Annotated in this window: 20 protein-coding genes; 10 read left to right on the forward strand and 10 right to left on the reverse strand. The window is 70.8% G+C overall.

Translation table 11 applies throughout. The annotated features are described in order from the left end of the window. Positions 1-125: 125 nt before the first annotated feature. Together HOW07_RS19725 and HOW07_RS10535 are read right to left on the reverse strand one after the other, a co-directional pair. Complete coding sequence (locus HOW07_RS19725) at positions 126-3,107, reverse strand: helix-turn-helix transcriptional regulator (RefSeq protein WP_175116892.1); 2,982 nt, start codon at positions 3,105-3,107, stop codon at positions 126-128. Beyond that, positions 3,104-3,286 carry a hypothetical protein gene (locus HOW07_RS10535; RefSeq protein WP_064295074.1) on the reverse strand — a complete coding sequence of 61 codons (183 nt, stop codon included), beginning with the start codon at positions 3,284-3,286 and terminating at the stop codon, positions 3,104-3,106. The genes HOW07_RS19725 and HOW07_RS10535 overlap by 4 nt, the downstream gene beginning before the upstream one ends. 213 nt (positions 3,287-3,499) lie before the next feature. Here HOW07_RS10535 and HOW07_RS10540 point away from each other — a divergent pair, with 213 nt between their 5' ends. Next, the gene (locus HOW07_RS10540) at positions 3,500-4,339 is read left to right on the forward strand and encodes a hypothetical protein (RefSeq protein WP_121291178.1); all 840 of its coding nucleotides are present in this window, start codon (positions 3,500-3,502) and stop codon (positions 4,337-4,339) included. 31 nt (positions 4,340-4,370) lie between these two features. Here HOW07_RS10540 and HOW07_RS10545 read toward each other — a convergent pair whose 3' ends face one another. Continuing rightward, complete coding sequence (locus tag HOW07_RS10545) at positions 4,371-4,598, reverse strand: RNA-binding S4 domain-containing protein (protein ID WP_175116893.1); 228 nt, start codon at positions 4,596-4,598, stop codon at positions 4,371-4,373. A gap of 100 nt (positions 4,599-4,698) precedes the next feature. Between HOW07_RS10545 and HOW07_RS10550 the strand changes: the two genes are divergently transcribed. From HOW07_RS10550 to HOW07_RS10585, 8 genes are all read left to right on the forward strand, one after another. Continuing rightward, positions 4,699-4,845 carry a hypothetical protein gene (locus HOW07_RS10550; protein ID WP_157579891.1) on the forward strand — a complete coding sequence of 49 codons (147 nt, stop codon included), beginning with the start codon at positions 4,699-4,701 and terminating at the stop codon, positions 4,843-4,845. Positions 4,846-5,059: 214 nt separating this feature from the next. Continuing rightward, a complete protein-coding gene (locus HOW07_RS10555) occupies positions 5,060-5,539 on the forward strand; it encodes a hypothetical protein (RefSeq protein WP_175116894.1) in 480 nt (159 codons plus the stop codon). Between the two features lie 54 nt (positions 5,540-5,593). Further along, entirely contained in the window at positions 5,594-6,790 is a 1,197-nt protein-coding gene (locus HOW07_RS10560; protein ID WP_175116895.1) for a M20/M25/M40 family metallo-hydrolase, read from the forward strand. Further along, positions 6,787-7,683 (forward strand): oxidoreductase, encoded by an 897-nt coding sequence (locus HOW07_RS10565; protein ID WP_371743652.1) that lies wholly within the window; start codon positions 6,787-6,789, stop codon positions 7,681-7,683. The genes HOW07_RS10560 and HOW07_RS10565 overlap by 4 nt, the downstream gene beginning before the upstream one ends. Before the next feature lie 44 nt (positions 7,684-7,727). Further along, on the forward strand, positions 7,728-8,888 hold the full coding sequence (locus HOW07_RS10570; RefSeq protein ID WP_175116897.1) for a hypothetical protein: 1,161 nt from the start codon (positions 7,728-7,730) through the stop codon (positions 8,886-8,888). A 38-nt stretch (positions 8,889-8,926) separates the two neighbouring features. Beyond that, positions 8,927-9,496 carry a hypothetical protein gene (locus HOW07_RS10575; protein ID WP_175116898.1) on the forward strand — a complete coding sequence of 190 codons (570 nt, stop codon included), beginning with the start codon at positions 8,927-8,929 and terminating at the stop codon, positions 9,494-9,496. A gap of 45 nt (positions 9,497-9,541) precedes the next feature. Continuing rightward, on the forward strand, positions 9,542-10,057 hold the full coding sequence (locus HOW07_RS10580; protein ID WP_371743654.1) for an ASCH domain-containing protein: 516 nt from the start codon (positions 9,542-9,544) through the stop codon (positions 10,055-10,057). Between the two features lie 41 nt (positions 10,058-10,098). Beyond that, complete coding sequence (locus HOW07_RS10585; RefSeq protein WP_254628276.1) at positions 10,099-10,608, forward strand: NUDIX domain-containing protein; 510 nt, start codon at positions 10,099-10,101, stop codon at positions 10,606-10,608. Here the strand turns inward: HOW07_RS10585 and HOW07_RS10590 are convergent. The 7 genes from HOW07_RS10590 to HOW07_RS10620 all read right to left on the reverse strand — a co-directional run bounded on the left by HOW07_RS10590 (position 10,558) and on the right by HOW07_RS10620 (position 17,487). Further along, the gene (locus HOW07_RS10590; RefSeq protein ID WP_175116899.1) at positions 10,558-12,219 is read right to left on the reverse strand and encodes an ATP-dependent DNA helicase RecQ; all 1,662 of its coding nucleotides are present in this window, start codon (positions 12,217-12,219) and stop codon (positions 10,558-10,560) included. The genes HOW07_RS10585 and HOW07_RS10590 overlap by 51 nt on opposite strands. 116 nt (positions 12,220-12,335) lie before the next feature. Next, positions 12,336-13,145, reverse strand: coding sequence for a trans-aconitate 2-methyltransferase (locus HOW07_RS10595; RefSeq protein WP_121291191.1), 810 nt, complete (start codon positions 13,143-13,145; stop codon positions 12,336-12,338). Beyond that, positions 13,142-13,939: an ABC transporter ATP-binding protein gene (locus HOW07_RS10600; RefSeq protein WP_175116900.1), complete on the reverse strand. Its 798-nt coding sequence runs from the start codon at positions 13,937-13,939 to the stop codon at positions 13,142-13,144. Before HOW07_RS10600 ends, HOW07_RS10595 begins: the two co-directional genes overlap by 4 nt. Further along, entirely contained in the window at positions 13,936-14,940 is a 1,005-nt protein-coding gene (locus HOW07_RS10605) for an ABC transporter substrate-binding protein (RefSeq protein WP_175116901.1), read from the reverse strand. Before HOW07_RS10605 ends, HOW07_RS10600 begins: the two co-directional genes overlap by 4 nt. Before the next feature lie 36 nt (positions 14,941-14,976). Then, positions 14,977-15,984, reverse strand: coding sequence for an iron ABC transporter permease (locus tag HOW07_RS10610; protein WP_175116902.1), 1,008 nt, complete (start codon positions 15,982-15,984; stop codon positions 14,977-14,979). A gap of 50 nt (positions 15,985-16,034) precedes the next feature. Then, positions 16,035-16,157 (reverse strand): type B 50S ribosomal protein L36, encoded by a 123-nt coding sequence (gene ykgO, locus HOW07_RS10615; RefSeq protein WP_064295097.1) that lies wholly within the window; start codon positions 16,155-16,157, stop codon positions 16,035-16,037. A gap of 88 nt (positions 16,158-16,245) precedes the next feature. Beyond that, positions 16,246-17,487, reverse strand: a complete 1,242-nt coding sequence (locus HOW07_RS10620; protein WP_175116903.1) for an MFS transporter — start codon at positions 17,485-17,487, stop codon at positions 16,246-16,248. 285 nt (positions 17,488-17,772) lie between these two features. On the opposite strand from HOW07_RS10620, the gene HOW07_RS10625 reads away from it, so the two are divergent. After that, a complete protein-coding gene (locus HOW07_RS10625; protein WP_175116904.1) occupies positions 17,773-18,117 on the forward strand; it encodes a hypothetical protein in 345 nt (114 codons plus the stop codon). Positions 18,118-18,121: the final 4 nt, after the last annotated feature.

Genomic DNA, 18,121 nt, shown 5'->3' on the forward strand with positions numbered 1-18,121 from the left:
CGGGCCACGTGTCGTCTCGCCCCGTCATTACGCTGATGCCCGACAGGACCCTTTCGCCCTGTCGGGGTTCCCGGCCGGCTTCCCCTCGATTCCGGCCGGGGCCCGCTTCACCGCCAGGGCGGACGTCAGGGGCGGTCGGTGCGTCCGGCGTTCGCCGCGAGCAATCCGCTCGCTCCGGCGACCATCGCGGCCTCGGTCCGGGTCGCCGCGCCGAGCTTCCGCAGGATGGCCGAGACGTGGACGCTCGCCGTCTTCGCGCTGATGAACAGGCGCTCGCCGATCTGACGGTTGCTCAGGCCTTCCGCGATGAGCTGCAGCACCTGGCGCTCTCGGGCGGTCAACTCGATGGAGCCGCTGGCGCCGCGCGCTCGGGGGCGGCCGTCGAGGTTCAGCGACGCCCGCTCCGCCAACGCCCGCGCACCGTCGAGCACGAGGCCGGCACCGAGCGTCGCCGCCTCGGCGACCGCGATGACGAGCGTATCCTGCGCGCCAGGACGATCACCGGCTGCCACGCGCGCCTCTGCCAGTCTGAGCGCCGCGTAGGGCGCGAGCGCGGCCGGTGCGAACGGATGCTCGGCCATCGCACGAGCCGCCTCCCACGCGCCGACGTCGTTCCCGGTGCCGTCCGGTCCGCCGAGCTCGGCGTCGACCAGCGCGCTCCACAGTGGCGCGGTCGGCCAGAATCGCTCCTCGGTGAGCAGTGCCCTCCAGCGTTCCTCCAGCTGGCGGAGCCGATCGTCGTCGACCCCTGCGAATGGTCCGGACTCCACGTCGAGTGTGCCGGTGGCCAACGCGACACGGACCCGGGCCAGGACGCGCGCCGCGTCCGCAAGCGCCGGCAGGTCGTACGCCGGCATGGGGCGGTGGTCCGGTGCCTCGAACACGCCGACCCCCGCCGTCGACCAGGCCCCGGCGAGGTCGCCGGCAGCCAGCCCGACCTGCATCACGACGCGGGCGACGCCGAACCGCGTCTGCACCTCCAGGCCGGACAGGGAGAGCATCCCCTTCCGCCACCGGCGGTACAGGGTCGCCGCGCTCTCGGCGTCGCCACGCCAGAGGGTGAGCAGGATCAGCGACTGGCGCAGGTACACCGAGAAGGCGAGGGGCGGCTGCAGTGCCAGGGCCCGGTGGACCCGTTCCTCCGCCTCGTCCCAGCGACCAAGCGCCACCAACGGGTCGACCGCGTTCGACGACAGGATGAGCCCCGAGCTGCGCTCGACGCCCAGCTCCTTCGCCCGCGCGACGCCTTCCAATGCCGACGCGAGCGCTTCCTCGTAGGAACCGAGCAGGTTGGCCATGTCGGACGCGTTCACCCGGTACCGGAGGAGGGCGCTGCCGTCGCCGTCAGCCAGCGTCTCGGCGGTCGCGAGCATCCTGCTGCCGCTCTCCAGTTCGCCGTGGTGGATGCGCGCGATCCCACCGATGTTCGCCGCGACCGAGGCGTTCCGTGCCGAACCGGTGCGGACGGCCTCCCGGGCGGCCTCGTCGGCGTACTCGATCGCCCGTTCCAGCCGCCCGATGATCATGTGCCGTGCGCCGAGGCTCGTCAGCAGCACACCGCGCAGGTCGCCGGGGGTGCCCGGTGGGACCCGGTCGAGCGCCTCTTCGAGGAGGTCCACCGAGCCCGGTCGCCCGAGGTTGGCGAGGTAGAACGCCTTGTCACGGAGGAGCTTGGCCTGGTCGAGGTCGTCGCGTTCCTCCGGCGTCGCGAGCACCTCGTCGACCATGGCGATCGCCCGGTCCGTCCACCCGGCGTTCCGCAAGGCGCTCGCCGTCCGTCGCATGAGTTCCGAACGCGAGCGCCCGACGAGTGCCGCGGCGTCGGGCACCTGGTCCCAGATCTCCAGGAGACGCTCGCCGAGCTGCGCTTCGGTGCTGTACGCGTATGCAGCGTGAGCCTGCTCCATGGCGCGGACGGTCGCGGGGAAGGCCCGTCCGAAGTCGCGGGCGAGCATCCAGTGGTGCGACACCGCGGCAGCGACCGGCTCACCACCGACGCCTGCCTCCAGCGCCTCGGCGAACCCCGCATGGAACCGGCTCCGTTCGCCGGGCAGCAGATCGTCGTGGATCGCCTCCCGGACCAGTGCGTGTCGGAACTCGTACGTGGTCGCGTCCGCGACGAGGACGTTCGACCCGATCGCCTCCCGCACACCGGTGTCGAGGGCGTCGGGGCCGCCCGTGAACACCCGCTCCAGGAGGGTGTGCTCGACGCAGACACCACCGGCCGAGATCACGCGCAGCAGCTGTTGGGTGGCGGGCGCGAGCCGCTCGTAGCGCGCCAGCAGGAGCTCGCGCAGGGTGTCGGGGAGTTCGTCGCCATCGCCGTCCCGGTCCACCTCCAGTCCGAGGAGTTCCTCGACGAAGAACGGAACGCCCTCGCTCCGTGCGTACACGCTGTCGATCGAGACCGTGTCGAGGGAACTTCCGCGGATCGCGATCGCTTGGCGGAGCACGTCGCTGCGGCTCAACCGTTCGAGGGTGTGCCGCTCGACGCGCCTCGTGCGATCGAGCTCGGCGAGGAACCCGCGCAGGGGGTGCCCGCGGGAGACGTCCTCGCTTCGGAAGGTGAGCATGACCATCACGCGGGCATCGGAGAGCACGCGCACGAGGAAGGCCAGCAGGCTGAGGGTCGCACCGTCGGCCCAATGGACGTCCTCGATGGCGACGACGACGGGCTGCTGACGTGACAGCGCCTCGAGGAGCACCGCGACGGTCTCGTGGAGCCGCCCGACGCCGCCGTCCCGGTGGTCCTGCGCGTCGGGGCCGAGCGATGGCAGCAGCGTCGCGAGGGAGGCTTTGCCCGGACCCGCAGCCTCCAGCACCGCGTCGCGCCCGCGCTGCGCGACGAGGTCCTTCATGAGGCCGAGGACCGGTGCATAGGGCGCGGCGACGTCACCGAGGTCCACGCACTGGCCCGTGACGACGAGCGCCGACGACCGGACCGACCGCGTGAACTCGGTGAGCAGGCGCGTCTTGCCGATACCGGCCTCGCCGCTCAGGACCACACTGCGCGACTCACCCGCGGCGGCGACGGCGAACACGGCCTGGAGCGCTCGAAGATCGGAGGCGCGCCCGATCATCGTCGGGCTGGTGGTGGGCAGGCTCACCACTCCATGGTCCCACCCTCGTCACGATCGGCCGCGGCGTCCGCGAGTCGCCGCTGCTCCTCCAGTCGTCGTTCCCGGCGGCGACGTTCCCGCTCGAGATCCCGCTGGAGTTCCTGCTCGATGAACCGTCTCGTCTCGACGGACGTGAACGGGCTGTGACTCGCGCTCGTGATCAACATGGCTCCTCCGCTGAGCACGGGGCGGATCCCCGTGCTCGACCACTCACGTTCCTCGCTGAGGCCCGTGCCCTACCTCGGGCAACTGCCCTAGATGGCCGGGACCGGCGCGGTCGGAACCGCCGTCGACCTGGGGAGTCCTCCCCATCGTCCGACGCGGCCGATCCCTCCTAGAGTCGGTGTCGGCCCGAAGCGGGCCAGAACCGGAGGGCTGCAGTGAGCACGACCACGATCGACCGCACCTACCTGAATCGCGCGGTACGAGGGCGCACCGTCCTGGTGATCACCCTCATCTTCCTCACGGCCGTCGCGGGGTTCATCGGGTTCGGGAACGTCAGGGACCTCGCCGCCGACCTCACGGCGAGCTACACGACGACCACCGGACAGGTGGTCGACGAGGGTACGGAGCGGGTGCTCGAAGGCAGCCGACGCAGCAAGCACTGGGAGGAGTACCGCACCGTCACGGTGACCTACGAGGTGCCCGGGACGGCCGGATCGGACGAGATCCGCAGTGACACGATCCAGGTGGGCGAGACGCTCGACATCTGGGTCCGCGACCAGACCGGCGAGGTCACGCTCGAGGCGCCGGCCGGCCCGGACTTCTGGCAGTGGTTCTGGGCGGTGACGATGTCGCTCCTCACCGCACTGCTCGCCTGGTGGTCCGTCATCGCGGTGCGCAACAGCATCCGACTGCTCGCGTTCCGCCCCGGAACCCGGCAGCCGGACGTCGTGTTCGCATTGAGTGGGGCGGTACCCCGCGCGACGGGCCGCAACGGTCGACGACAGGTCCTGGAACTGACGGGCAGGATCGAGTGGAGCTCCGACGGGCTCCGGGTCGGTGAACAGGCGACGCTCACCGTACCAGCGAGTCACACGGCCGCCGTGTCCGGCTTCCCGCCACGGATCCCCGGCTACCGGGTGAGCCAACGGGCGACGGAGGACGGGATCGTCGTCGTGCACCTGCCCGAATCCGACGTGTGGTGGGCGGCCACGCTGACGTTCCCCTCGACCCTCCAGTCGGGCGCGGTCGCAGGGTCGGCGACCACCTCGGGCTGAGCGTTCGGGTCGGTGTCCAGGTACCGGGCGTTCAGGGGCGGACGCGGACGCTGCGCCCCTCGAGGGAGACGACGTCGTCGAGCTGCAGCTGCCGGCCGCGTCGGCGATCGATCTCGCCGTTGACCCGCACCGCGCCGTCGGCGATCGCCGCCTTCACGTCTCCGCCGGAGTCGAGCAGGCCGGCGAACTTCAGGAACTGCCCGAGTCGGATGCTCTCGCCACCGATCGGGACATCGGTGATCTGTGTCGGGTTCGTCATCCCCGAATGCTAACAAGGATGCGGTGGCTGGACCGGGGGACAGGATGTGGCTGTACCCTCAGCGGTACCGGGTCACCGTGACTCGCAAAGGAGCACCATCATGGGCGAGAAGTCCGCACGGAAAGAAGGCGGCAAGACCGCACCGGCGAAGACGCTGAAGGAGAAGCGCACCGCCAAGGCCGACAAGAAGGCCGGCAATGCGCGTTCGGAGAACACCGACGCGGTCACGCGGGTCAAGAACCGCTAGTCCTGATCAGCGGCCCGTCGCGGTCGGTGATGCGCTCAGGCGTCTGTCCCCTCACGGAGACGGGCGCCTGTTCTGGTCTTCAGCCTCGCCGCGATCCGCCCGGGTGTCGACCTCGACCGGCAAGCGGTGGGGAGCAGTCCCCATTGAGCCGCCGTCGTGGTGTGCCCCAATCTGGACCCTGAGAACAACAACCGTCGATCAGGGGGACATCACCATGGGGTACACATACCGGCAGCGCATCATCCGCACCTCGGCAGCAGCCTTGGCCGTTCCCGCACTGCTGCTCCTGAGCGCATGTGGGAGCTCGGGCGGCGAGATCGGCGATGAGGTCCGGATCTCTGAAGGGACGATGACGGTCACGGGGATCGAGCAGCGGACCGCGGAGGACGTCGCCGCGCTCGAACTCGACGAGCTCGCCGGCCAGACGCCCTACTTCGTGGCGTACGAGGTGGCCTTCAACGACGGCTCGGAGGGCGACCTCGACGAGAACTTCTGGAAGGCCAAGGCGTCGGACGGTGAGGCGTCGCCCATCAACGTCCTCAACTTCGGTGGGGATTTCGACTGCACCGGTCTCGGCGAGGTGTCCGACGGCAAGGCGGAAGGGTGCCAGCTCATCATGGTGCCGGAGGGTGCGACGCTCGAGTCGGTGTCCTTCGGTGGAGCGGGCACGTGGCGCGCACCGAAGGCGGAGTGACGCCGAGGCCCTGACCACTCACGCGCGGACCGGGCATCCCGCTATCGTCGTGGCATGTCCGACCTCAGCCCCGGCGACGACGCGCTCGAGCTCGCCCGCCTGCTCATCTCGATCGACTCCGTCAGTCCGAGCCTCGTCCCAGGGGCTCCCGGAGAAGGGCGGATCGCGGCGGTGGTCGCGCAGCGACTCGGGGAAGCCGGCTTCGTGGTCGACCTCGTTCCGGCGCCGGAGGATCCGCAGCGCGTCAGCGTCGTGGCCGTGCACGCGGGATCGCAGCCGGGGCCGACGGTCGTGTTCAACGGCCATCTCGACACCGTCGGGGTCGAGGGTATGGTCGACCCCTTCAGCCCGCGGATCGCGGACGGCAAGCTCTTCGGACGCGGCGCCAGCGACATGAAGTCCGGCTTGGCGGGGCTGATCGTCGCCGCAGAACGACTCGCCGCGACCGACCACTCCGGCGCGGTCGTCTTCACGGGCGTCGCCGACGAGGAGGACGCGAGCGTGGGGGCCGCTGCCGTCCTCCGACACCTCGCCGATCGTGGTGTGACGGCGAACGTGTGCCTCATCGCCGAGCCCACGTGGTTGGACCGTGTGTCGGCGCACCGGGGGTACGCGGTCGTCGAGGTCACGCTGCAGGGGACGGCCGCGCACTCGTCACAGCCTGATCTTGCCGTCGATGCGATCCGCGCTCTCGGCGCCCTGCTGCAGGAGGTGGAGCGGGCCGGCGACGAGCTCCACCGGCGACCGGCGCACCCGTTGCTCGGCCACGGTTCGTTCACCACGACGGTGGTCCGGGCAGGGAGCGCCCCGTTCACGATCGCCGCCGACGCGACCCTCGTCATCGAGCGACGCACCCTGCCGGGTGAACGCGCTGAGGACGCCCTGGTCGAGGTCCAGGCGATGCTCGACGCGGTCGCAGCCCGGATGCCCGGCCTCCGCACGGGCGCCCGGCTGACCCATCAGCGCGAGGCATGGGAGGCCGACGAGCACGGGGCGGCCGCGCGGTTCGCCGACGTCCTCGCCGCCGAGCTCTCCCGGGACGCCGAGGCCCTACCGGCGGCGGTCGGAGCGCCGTATTGGATGGAATCGGCGCTCTGGCAGGCGGCGGGGATCCCGACCGTCGTGTGCGGCCCCGCCGGCGGCGGACTGCACGCCGCGGAGGAATGGGTCGACCTCGACCAGCTCCGGCGGTTCCCCCAGGCGATCATCGCCGCGACCCGCGACGCGTTGTCCGGATCGAGTGCGGCGTGACGCCCGCGGGACCCGACCGCATCGCGGTGATCGGGCCGGGCGCGATCGGCACCGTGGTCGCCGCAGCGCTCCACGAACAGGGACGGACGCCGTTCATCGCGGGGCGGTCGAAGCGGGCGGAACTCCAGCTCCAGGTCGACGATGAGACGGTGACGGTCCCCGGCCCGGTCCATACCGACCCGGCGGAGTCCCCGGGTACCGCGGCCCTCGTCTTCCTGGCGGTCAAGGCGACCCAGACGGCTGCCGCTGCCGACTGGCTCGCCGCGTTGTGCGGCCCGGACACGGTCGTGTGCGTCCTGCAGAACGGCGTCGAGCAACGCGAGATGGTAGAGCCACTCGTCCGGGAGGGAACGGTCGTCCCCGCGGTCGTGTGGTTCCCGGCCACCCGTGAGCCCGGCGGCCCGGTCACCCTGCTGAGCCCGCCGCGCCTGTCCCTGCCGGAGGCACCCGGTGCCGTCGTGGTCGAGGACGCGTTGCGCGGCTCCCGCTGCGCCGTCGAGGTCTCGACCGACTTCACGACCCTCGCCTGGCGGAAGCTGCTGCAGAACGCGGCCGCCGGACTCATGGCGTTGACCGGACGCCGATCGGGCATGTACCGGCGCGACGACATCGGCCGCTTGATGCTCGACTACCTCGAGGAATGCGCCGCCGTCGCGCGCGCGGAGGGTGCGCGGTTGACCGACGACGAACCTCGGCGGCTCCTCGACCAGTTCCGTGCCGCTCCGGTCGACCGCGGGACGTCGATCCTCGCCGACCGCGAACAGGGGCGACCGCTCGAATGGGACGTCCGCAACGCGGTGATCCAACGGCGGGGGAGCGCGCACGGCATCCCCACGCCGATCAGCGACATCGTCGTACCGTTGCTCGCCGCGGCGAGCGATGGGCCGGGCTGAACCACGACAGCATCGGTACGGAGCCTGGCGATAGGCTCGAAGGCATGCTTCGTCTGATCGCCTTCGCGGCTCTCGGTGCTCTCGTCGGCGGGGTGATCGTGATCGCCGTCGGTCCATCCACCGTCGGGTACACGGTGGCCGGCATCGCACTCCCCGTCTTCATCATCTCCACCGTGCTCACGCTCATCGCCCGGTCGGTGGGGAACGCCATCGGGGCTTCTCCGGAGGCCGTGCAGCAGGCCAAAGACGCCCGCCGGCTCGGGGTCGCACGCATCGACGCGCTCCGTCAGACCGGCACACAGATCAACGACCAGCCGCTGTGCGAGCTCGACCTGACCGTCCAACCACTGCAGGGATCGGCCTTCGCGAGCACCATGCGCACCGTCGTCCCGCTGACCGCCATCCCGATGTTCCAGCCCGGCACGGAGCGTGATGTCGCCATCCTGCTCGACGGTGGACCGGAGGTCGCGTTCATCGACGAAGGTGAGCTCTCACCGGCGGAACGGGCGCGTCTGCGCGTGCCTGGGCGTGGGTCCGTCCCGTTCATCCCCGTCGAGCCGCACCGCCGCATCGTCGACGGCGTCCGACGGGGGCCGTTGCTCGGCGTCGGTCGCGCGGGCCGGCCCGCACGGTTCGCCCTCTTCGCCGTCGTGGCGATCGCTGCGGCGACGGTCGTCGTCGCGCCGTTCCACCAGGCGGTCGGGCAGTCCTTCGCCGCCATGCAGGATGGCCGGCTCCGACCGGATCTGCGCCGACCGGAGGCGCTCGCCGACGCTCAGCGGGCGCTCGAGGACGCGATCGGTCACGACCGCGTGGCCTCCATCACGGTGGCGGCCGACTTCATCATCGTCGAGGCCCCGCTGTCCGCTGGTGACACGAAGACCGACCGCTGGACCTACCGGGACGGAGCCGTCACCAACGACGGCGCGGCGACCTCGCAGCCCGAGTCGACGGCCGAGCAGTTCTCCTGGACGGATGTCGCGCTCGACCGCGTCTGGACGCTGATGCATGACGGTGCCGAGCAGGTCGACCGGCCCGTCGGCGACGCCCTCGCCTACGTGGTCCGCGCGACCGACGACGACGTCCACAGTCCCGCCTTCGGTCGCCCGGCCGGGCCGCCGGAGATCATGTTCAGTGTCGGCGACGACTACGGCACCACCTCGTTCGTCGCTGACGCGGACGGTTCGGGCCTCACCGCGCGGTGAAGCCCCGGGACACTCCGAGCGAACGGCATACTGTCGTCATGAACGCTGCGTCACCGTCATTCCCCCCGCTGGTCGTCGGATCCGCCCCGGCCCGGACGGAGCGGGCGACCCGCCCGGCGTTCGTGCTCACGCTGATCGGAGCGGCGTTGGTCCCGATGCTCGGGATGCTCCTCGCCGTGCTGACCACGACCACCGGAGGGTTCGCCCTCGGCATGCTGGCCGGGCTGTCCTTCAGTGTCATCTCCTGGCTCATGCTGTTCGCCGTGGTGCAGTTCGCGACGGTCCGCGGAGCACAGTCGGTGGCTCGTACCGTGCTGACGCTCGACCCGAACGGTCTCCGCGGCACCATCCCGCAGGGCGAGGTCTTCCTTCCGTGGGGCGCGATCGAGCGCATCTCGGTCCGCTCACGCGGCAAGTGGCGGATCCTGACCTTCCACCTCGTGCCCGGTCTCACCGCGCAGTCTCCGGGCGTCTCGACGACCCTCCCGCCACGGTCCTTCGCCGCGCTCGGCAAGCTCGGGTTCCAGGTCGGCGAGGTGGCGATCGACACACCCGTCGACACCGTCCTCGCCGCGACGAACGCGTTCACCGGAGGCCGTCTGCGCTGAGCCGTGGTCGACGGGTCTGTCGGATGGTCTGGCACGATCGGATGTATGGACTCCGCACATGCCGCCACCCCGGTCACCGCTCCCGACGTGGACGCCGCGAGGACGATGTGGCAGGCGTATGCCGAGCATCGCGGCGGCATGGGCGTCGACGAGGCCGACTACACGGTCGAGCACTTCGGTGACACGGCCCGGCTCGCCGATGAGCTCCTCGACATCGTCCTGACCGGACGGAAGCGGGCCACCGCCGAACTCGTCTCCGAGTTCGCGCATCGTGGGGACCCGCTTCCGCGGATCGGTTCGCACTGGATCGCGTGCGACAGCACCGGTGCTCCGCGGATCATCATCCGGAGCGTCGCACTGCGCATCGGTCCGTTCGGGAGTGCCGACGCCGCCTTCGCGTTCGCCGAAGGCGAGGACGACCGCACGCTCGAGAGCTGGCAGCGCGAACATCGACGCTACTGGGAGCGGACCACTGCGGCCCGGGGTGCGGTGTGGTCGGAGTCCGAAGAGATCGTCTTCGAACACTTCGCCGTGGTGTGGCCGCCGGAGCACGCGGACTGAGGTCTCGCCGACCGGTCAGGCCGGTTCCGTAGACTCCCCGCATGCCGATGTCCGACTACGTCGCCTCGATCCGCTCCCACATCGGGACCGGGTTCCTCATGCTCCCCGGGGTCACCGCGGTGATCCGCGACGGGGACCGGTTCCTCCTCGGTCGCCATCACCACTCCGGCCTCTGGAGTCTGATCGGCGGCGGCGTCGAGCCAGGCGAGGAGCCCGCCGACGCCCTGCTCCGCGAGGTCCTCGAAGAGACCGGCGCCCGGGTCCGCATCCGCGGGATCGTCGGGGTGTACGGCGGTGAACCGATGATGGTGCGCTACCCGAACGGCGACCACGTCGGGTACGTCACCACCGCCTACGACTGCGAGCTCCTCGGTGAGGCGACCGCGGACCCCGAGGAGCTGCTCGAACTCGGTTGGTTCGCCCGTGACGAGATCCCGACGCTGCCGCGGCGCGACTGGATCGATCGCGTCATCGACGACGCAAGCGTGGATCTGCCGTGCTCAGGCCGAGGCGAGCTCGCGGGTGGTGAGGACACCGGTCTCGAGCGCTGAGAGCGCCACGACCTTGTAGCCCTCGGCATCGAAGAAGATGGTGACGCGATCCGGCTCGACACCCATCACGGTGCCGGGACCGAACTCCTCGTGGTGCACCGCCTGGTCGACATGCAGCGGCGAACCGGCGACGGCATCTCCTGACCCGGCGCGCTCCTCCTCCTGGTGTGCCTCATGCCGTTCGCAGCCGTCGCAGTTCCCGCACCATTCCGGCGCCTCGACACCGAAGTACTCGAGCAGCACCCGCCGGCGGCAGTGCGACGTCTCGGCGTAGGCACGCATCATGGCGAGCCGCGATTCAGCGATCCGCTCGCGTGACTCGAGCGTCTGGCGCACAGCGCCGATCGCGCGCTTCGGACCGATCTCGTCGATCGCCCGGACGCCGTCGGCGGTGTCGACGATGCCGGCGTCCGCGAGGTCGTTGACGAGGCGGGCGACCGTGCGGCGCGGCCGATCGAGCTGCTCGGCCAGATCGCCGACGCTCGAACCCGGAGCGGCACGGACGGCCTTCCAGACGGCGCGCAGTGCGGACTCCGACACCGAACGCTTGGTGAAGAAACGACGGAGACCGAGATCCTCCGCGCGGTAGTGGAGCGCGGTGGTGGCAGGCTCGCCATCCCGTCCGGCCCGGCCCACCTCCTGGTAGTAGGCGTCGAGTGACTCGGTCGTCGTGGCGTGGAGGACGAAGCGCACGTCGGCGCGGTCGATCCCCATCCCGAACGCCGAGGTCGCGACGACGACGTCGAGCTCGCCGGCTCGCCAGCGATCGTGGACGGCGCGACGTTCCGAGGTCTTCAGACCGGCGTGGTACGCGGCGACCCGTCGTCCTTCGGCCGCGATCTCCTCGGCGTATCGCTCGGTGTCGCGGCGCGTCGCCACATAGACCAGTCCGGGCGCCGTCCAGGCGCGGGCCTCGTCGACGACCGCGGCTCGTTTCTCCGCTTCGCTCTCGTGCCGGTGCACGACGAGGCGGATCTCCGGGCGGTCGACGCCGTGCACCTGGACGTCCGGATCGTGCATGCGCAGGCGTTCGATGATCTCGGCGCGGACGGGGCCGGATGCGGTGGCCGTCATGGCGAGCACCGGCGGATCGCCGAGTTCGCGGCGGACGTCTGCGAGGCGCAGGTAGTCGGGTCGGAAGTCGGTTCCCCACGAGGAGACGCAGTGCGCCTCGTCGACGACCATGAGTGAGACACCGGCCGCGCCGAGCCGGGCGACGGTCTCCTCGTTCGCGAGCTGTTCCGGAGCCAGCAGCACGTAGACGGGCCCGCGCTCGTCGATGCGCTCCCAGGCCTCCGCGATCGCATGCGGCCCGAGCGAGCCGTTGAGTGCGACGGCCGGAGGGGCGGCCGGCGCCGCCTCGATCGAGGCGAGTTGATCGGCCTGCAGCGCGACCAGCGGGGAGATGACGAGGGTCACGCCACCGCGCTGGGCGCCGGCGACCTGGTAGACCGCCGACTTCCCGCCGCCCGTGGCGAGGACGAGGAGCGTGTCGCGCCCCGCGACGGCCGACTGGATCGCCTCCCGCTGTCCCGGCAGGAACGTCTCCCATCCGAAGTCATCGCGAGCGATGCGATCGACGGAACCGGCGGACGTACGAGAGGAACCCATGCCTGTGACGGTACCTCCGCGCACCGACCTGTCGAGCCCGCTTGACGAGTGCCGCCGGCTCTGCAACGCCACTCCGTCGAGCAGGACGGAGGTCGGTCTGCGGGGTCCTCAGACGGTCAGCTCGCCATGACGCCGTAGAGCACGTAGTCGTCGAGGTACTGCCAGACGGTCCCGGTCTCGGCGAACCCCGCGCTGCGGAGTGTCTCGAGGTGGAAGCCGAGGGTGACCTTCGGCGGCGCCTCGTGGAGCGATGCACCCCAGACCTCGTCACGACGGCGGAGCGCGTCGGCGTAGCGCGGCGTGGCCGCGACCGCGTCCCACCAGCCGTCCCACGTGTCGGTGTCGCCGGAGAAGGTCTCCTGCTGCATCGCCTCGTCGTCGGTGCGGGCGATGTCGGCCAGAGTCGACTCGTGGTGTCCGCTGTACGAGAGGTGATCGCCGTTCAAGACGATGCCGCCCGGCCGGATGAGGGCGGGCAGTGCGCGGTAGACGTCGACGAGGTCGGCGGGTCGGAGCCAGTGCAGTGCCGTCGAGGAGACCACGGCGTCGAACCGGCCGTCCGCGATGAGCGGATGCGCGGCCCAGCCGGCGTCGGCGAGGTCGACCTCCGCGATCGAGAGCCGCGGGTCTGCTGCCGAGAGGTCGGCGGCGATGGCGAGGAGCGCAGGGTCCTTGTCCGCGACGACCGCCCGACCATTCGGGACGGCCGCGAGGACGTGCTCGGCGAGAGAGCCCGTCCCGCCCGCGAGATCGAGGATGCGGGGCGCGGGCGAGTCCGCGCAGATCGCCGCGACGACCCGCGCGATGGTGTCGAACCGCTCTGCTCGATGCCTGATGTAGCCCGTCTGCTGCGCATCCCAGCGCGATGCGAGGCTCCGCGCGGTCGCGAGCGTCGTCGCGTCGTCGGTGGAGATGGATTCGGTCATGGGGACTCCTTGGTGTCGGGGTGGAGGTGTCGTTCCGGTGGCAGTGAGAATTCGAAGCGCACCCGGCCGGCCGCGTCCTCGTGCCGGTGGGTGCTCACGTCGTAGACCCGGTCGATCAGGTCGGGATGCAGGACGTCCCGCGGTGGGCCTGCACCGGCGACGCGGCCGTGGTGGAGGAGGACGAGGTGGTCGCAGGCCTGAGCCGCGAGGTCGAGATCGTGCAACACGACCACGACGGTGGGTGCGATCGTGCGCAGGAGCGCGACGACCTCGAGCCGATGTCTGAGGTCGAGATGGTTCGTGGGTTCGTCGAGCAGGACGTGCGGCGCACGCTGCGCGAGGGCTCGGGCGAGGGCGACCCGCTGGAGCTCTCCTCCGGACAGGGTGGCCAGGCGGTCGAACGCCCGGTGGGTCAGCCCGACCGCGTCGATCGCGGCGGCGACCTCCTGGTCGTGGGTGGTGCCACCGACGCGGAGTACGCCGTGTTCTGCGAGACCGCCCAACGACACCTCGTCGACGACGCGCAGCCCCGGGTCCGGGTCGACTCGCTGGCCGACCTCGGCGACCCTGCGGGCGATCCACCGTCGGCGCCGCGTGCCGACGTCCTGCCCGTCGACGGTGATCCGACCACGCTCGATCGGAACGGCTCGCACGATCGCGCGCAGCAGCGTCGTCTTCCCGCCGCCGTTCGGCCCGACGATCCCGGTCACGCTACCGGTCGGTGCGGTGAAGGAGACGGCGTCGAGCAGCGTGCGGCCACCGGAGCGGACGGTCACCGCCGCGGCTTCGATCATCCGAGATCGTCCAGGAGCCGTGCGAGCTCGTGAGGGCCCTTGATCGAGAGCAGGCTCGGCGGATCCGTGTACGGGAAGCGGAGTGCTGTGACCCGGTCGTCACGGACGGCGCTCAGCCCGGAGACACCCGGCGTGCTCAGGAAGGCGTCGATCGTACTTTGCGGGTCGCCGCTCGAGTACAGCAGCACGATCGTGCCGGGATCGCGGGAGATGATGTCCTCCACGCTGGCGTCGAAGACCCGCTGATCGGAGTCCGCGTACACGTTGGTGAGGCCCGCGGCCGCGAAGACCGGGGTGACCATGCTCGGCCCGCCGTACGGCGACAGCACGGCGCCGCCGGACGAGACGTAAAGGGCAGCGGCGGTCCCGGCGTCGGGAGCAGGTGACTGCACGGTCGCCTTCGCCGCGGCGATGGCCTGCTCGGCCTGTTCGCCCGCTCCGAGCAGGCCGCCCAGGGACCGGACCTCGTCCCAGACCCGGTCGAAGGTCGCCGTCCTGCTGAGCGCCGGGTCGGGGTTCGAACAGTAGGCGGTGGGGGAGTAGACGGGGATCCCGCTCGCCGCCAACGCGTCACGGTCGACGGCGTTCTCGGGGGCGATGACCAGATCCGGCGACGCACCGAGGATGCTCTCCTGGGAGACGACCGAACCACCCGTCGCGTTCTGCTCGGTGGTGAGCGGCGACAGGGCGTCGAGTGCGTCGTACGTGGCGTCCGCGTACAGGCCCGGTTGTGGGGTCGCGGTGATGGCGACGATCCGGTCGACGGCTCCGAGCGCCTCCAGGTTGGGCAGTTCGTCGTCGTTCACGAGCACGATGCGTCGGGCCGGCGCGTCCAGGGTGATCGTCGAACCGCAGTTGTCGATGGTGACCGGGAAGCCGGCGTCGCTCGGAGCGCCAGAGGGCTCAGCTGCGGTGGTGGCCGAGCAGGCACTCAGGATGCCGAGCGCGAGCACGGGGACGGTCGCGGCGAGGAGCGCTCGCCGGAGTCGGGGTGTGGTCATCGGGTGTCTTCCGTTCTGATGGGGGAGGGGAGGGGCTCATGTCTCGGACCGGGCACCGTGGCCCTGGCGGAGGAGCGCGAGGAGGAATGGCGCGCCGAGGATCCCGGTGATCACACCGACCGGGATCTCCTGCGGAGCGAACGCCGTCCTTGCGATGGTGTCGGCGATGACGAGGACGATGCCGCCGAGCAGGGCGGCGACGGGGAGCACGGCCCGGTGGCGTCCGCCGACGAGCCGGCGCGCGAGGTGGGGGATCACGAGCCCGATGAAGCCGACGCCCCCGACGGCCGCCACCGTCACGCCGACCATCGCCGAGACGCCCACCATCAGTCCGATCCGCGCTCGCTCGGGATCGAGTCCGACCGATCTGGCCGAGTCGTCGCCTGATGCCAGGGCGTCGGTCCAGGGCGCGAGGACAATGAGGGCGCTCAGGCCGATCACCGCGGAGATCGCCGCGGCGAAGAGGGCGGCCGGTTGCACTGACGCAAGCGACCCCAGGAGCCAGAACAGCACGGAGCGTGCCGCTTCCGGTGCGTCGCTGGAGAAGACGAGGAAGCTCGTGGTGGCGTTCAGCGCGTACCCGACGGCGAGCCCGGCGAGGACCAAGCGCAAGGGCCCGCGTCGATTCGCCATCCCGGCGAGCAGGACGACCAGCAGCACCGCACCGATGGCCCCGGCCAATGCGGCGCCGGCGACGACGAGCGCGCCGCCACCGCCGATGACGAGCACGACGAGGGCCACACCCGTCGAAGCGCCCGAGTTGAGTCCGAGCAGATAGGGGTCTGCGAGCGCATTGCGGACGAGGGCCTGCAGCATGACTCCCGCGACGGCGAGCACGGCGCCGGCGATGAGTCCCATCGCCACCCGCGGCGCTCTCGTGATCCAGACGATCTGATCGACCGAGTCCGGCCAGGGGCCGGGTGCGCTCCCGAAGAGGTGCCGGGCGAGGACAGCGACCACCGTCGGCGGTTCGATGGGGACGGGGCCGATCGCCACGGCGATGAGGATCGTCGCCACGGCGAGCATGGCAAGACTGACGGTCATCGCCGCGTCATGCCGGCGGCCACGCCGGATCGACGCGACGACGACCTCGCTCAACCCTGACGCGCCTTGAAGCGTGGGTTGAGTTTGTTGATGACGAAGACGCGACCGCGTCGGCGGACCACTTGCGCTCCTGGCATCTTCTTCAGCGACTTCAACGAGTTCCTGACCTTCATGACCGCACCCTCCGTATTGATAATGGTTATCAATACCATAGTGGGTGGATCTCGCCGATGTCACATCGACCGCCGCTCGGAGTGCCGTTCAGTCGACGGGCGTGCGTGTCCGGAACGCCGACGCTGCAGCCATGACCGCGATCAGCACAAGCATCATGAGCGGCGGCATCGCGGCCTCGACCCCTCCCTGTGCGACGAGCCGACCGGTGAGCGCGGCGCTCGCCGCGATACCCGCGGCGGAAGCCGAGTTGATCCAGGTGAACCCCTGCGTCAGTTCCTGGGGGACGACCGTCGCCTGCACGATCTGTGAGGACGAGGCGATGAGCGGTGCGATCGCGGTCCCGCCGACGAGGAGCATGATCACCAGCCCGGGCAGGGTGGGCCAGGCGGCACCGACGACGACGGCGAGCGTGAGGACGACGGACGCGATCAGCTGCACGGTCCGGGGCTGCGGGGTCGATCGCAGCGCACCGTACATCGCGCCGGCGACGATGCTCGCGGCACTGGAGAGCGCGAGGACGAGTCCGACGAAGGGTTGTCGTCCCTCCGCCGTCGCCGCCGCCGTGACGAGGAGTGGTGCCGCACCGAAGAAGCACCCCAGCCCGAGGTTCACCCCGAGCGACGCGAGGAACGGTGGGGCGAGGAGGGTGGAGCGGTGGATGTCCGCCCCACGCTTCGGTCGACGTCGCGGTTTCGGGGCGGTGGAGCGTTGCAGCGAGAGTGCGACACAGCCGGTGGCCACGAGGATCCCCGCAGCCGCGGATCCCGCCCACGGCGCGAGCGAGGTGCTCATGAGCGTCACGAGGATCGGTCCCGACAGGAACGCCGCGTCGTTCACGTTCGCCTCGAGGGCGAAGGCGGTCCGGCGTGCATCGGGCTCCGGGAGGAGCCGCGACCAGCGCGCCGCCGACAGGGCACCGGGCTGCGGGATCGCGACACCCGCGACGACGACGATCGCCAGGGTGATGCCGAACGGCGCATGTCCTGCAGTGGCGATCGCGACGACGACTGCACTGACATGCACGAGTACGGCCACCGGCACGGTCGCCGTCTGTCCCCACCGGTCGGTGAGTCGGGCGATCTGCGGGCCGGCCACCGCCTCGGCGAGCGCGAACGACCCCGTCGCCGCCCCTGCGGCCGCGAACGACCCCGTGGCGTGCTGGATCGAGAACAGCAGCCCGAGTCCGGTCATGGCGACGCCGAGCCGCGCGAGGGCTGCAGCGAGGAAGAACCGGGGTGCCCCGGGATGGCCGAGGACGCCGCGATATCGGCGGGCGGCTGAGTGGAAGGGCCCGAGGATGGAGGGCGGGAATGAGCGAGCAGTCGTCATGGACGATGCCTCCGAGGCGGAGCGGGGGATCGATCGGCAGACAAGTCGGCCTGGGCTTCGACGATCACCACGACACCGCGGTACCCGACCATCGTGCCCGCCAGGCCTGCGGGGCGCAAGCATCGTGAGTCGCCCGCGGTGGACGGTCCGCGTGAGGCGTGGGTGGGTCATGCGGTGGAGTTCGGGTTCCGTGCTCCGCGGGCGGGCCCAGCGCTGGTATCTTACGGATGACGCCGACACCATCGGGGTGTGAATCCGGATGCGGTGACGAGTGACGAGGTATCGATGCGAACGGTCGGCGTACTGGACAGTGACGACCGCGCCCGCGCGTCTGCCGTGTCGTGGCTCGGCTCCCACGCACCTGATCTGCAGGTGACGATCGCGGCGTCGTCCTGGGGTGAGATGCTCACGGACGACCGGTTCCCACCGAGTGCGGTCGTGTTGTGCCCGCGAGTCGGGGACCGGGTCGACATCGCGTACAAAGCGCGTGTCTGTCGCATCCTCGACATCGACGTGGTCGTGATCTCCGATGCGCCACAGCAGGAGATCCGTTCCGGGCACCGAAGCGTCGGCGCCACGTTCGTCTCGACCATCGAAGCGGCGGCGGGAGTGCTCCGCGCAGGAAGCTGACCCG

The sequence above is a fragment of the Plantibacter sp. MCCC 1A11337 genome, from assembly GCF_013349365.1.
GTDB classification, from domain to species: Bacteria; Actinomycetota; Actinomycetes; order Actinomycetales; family Microbacteriaceae; genus Plantibacter; species Plantibacter flavus_A.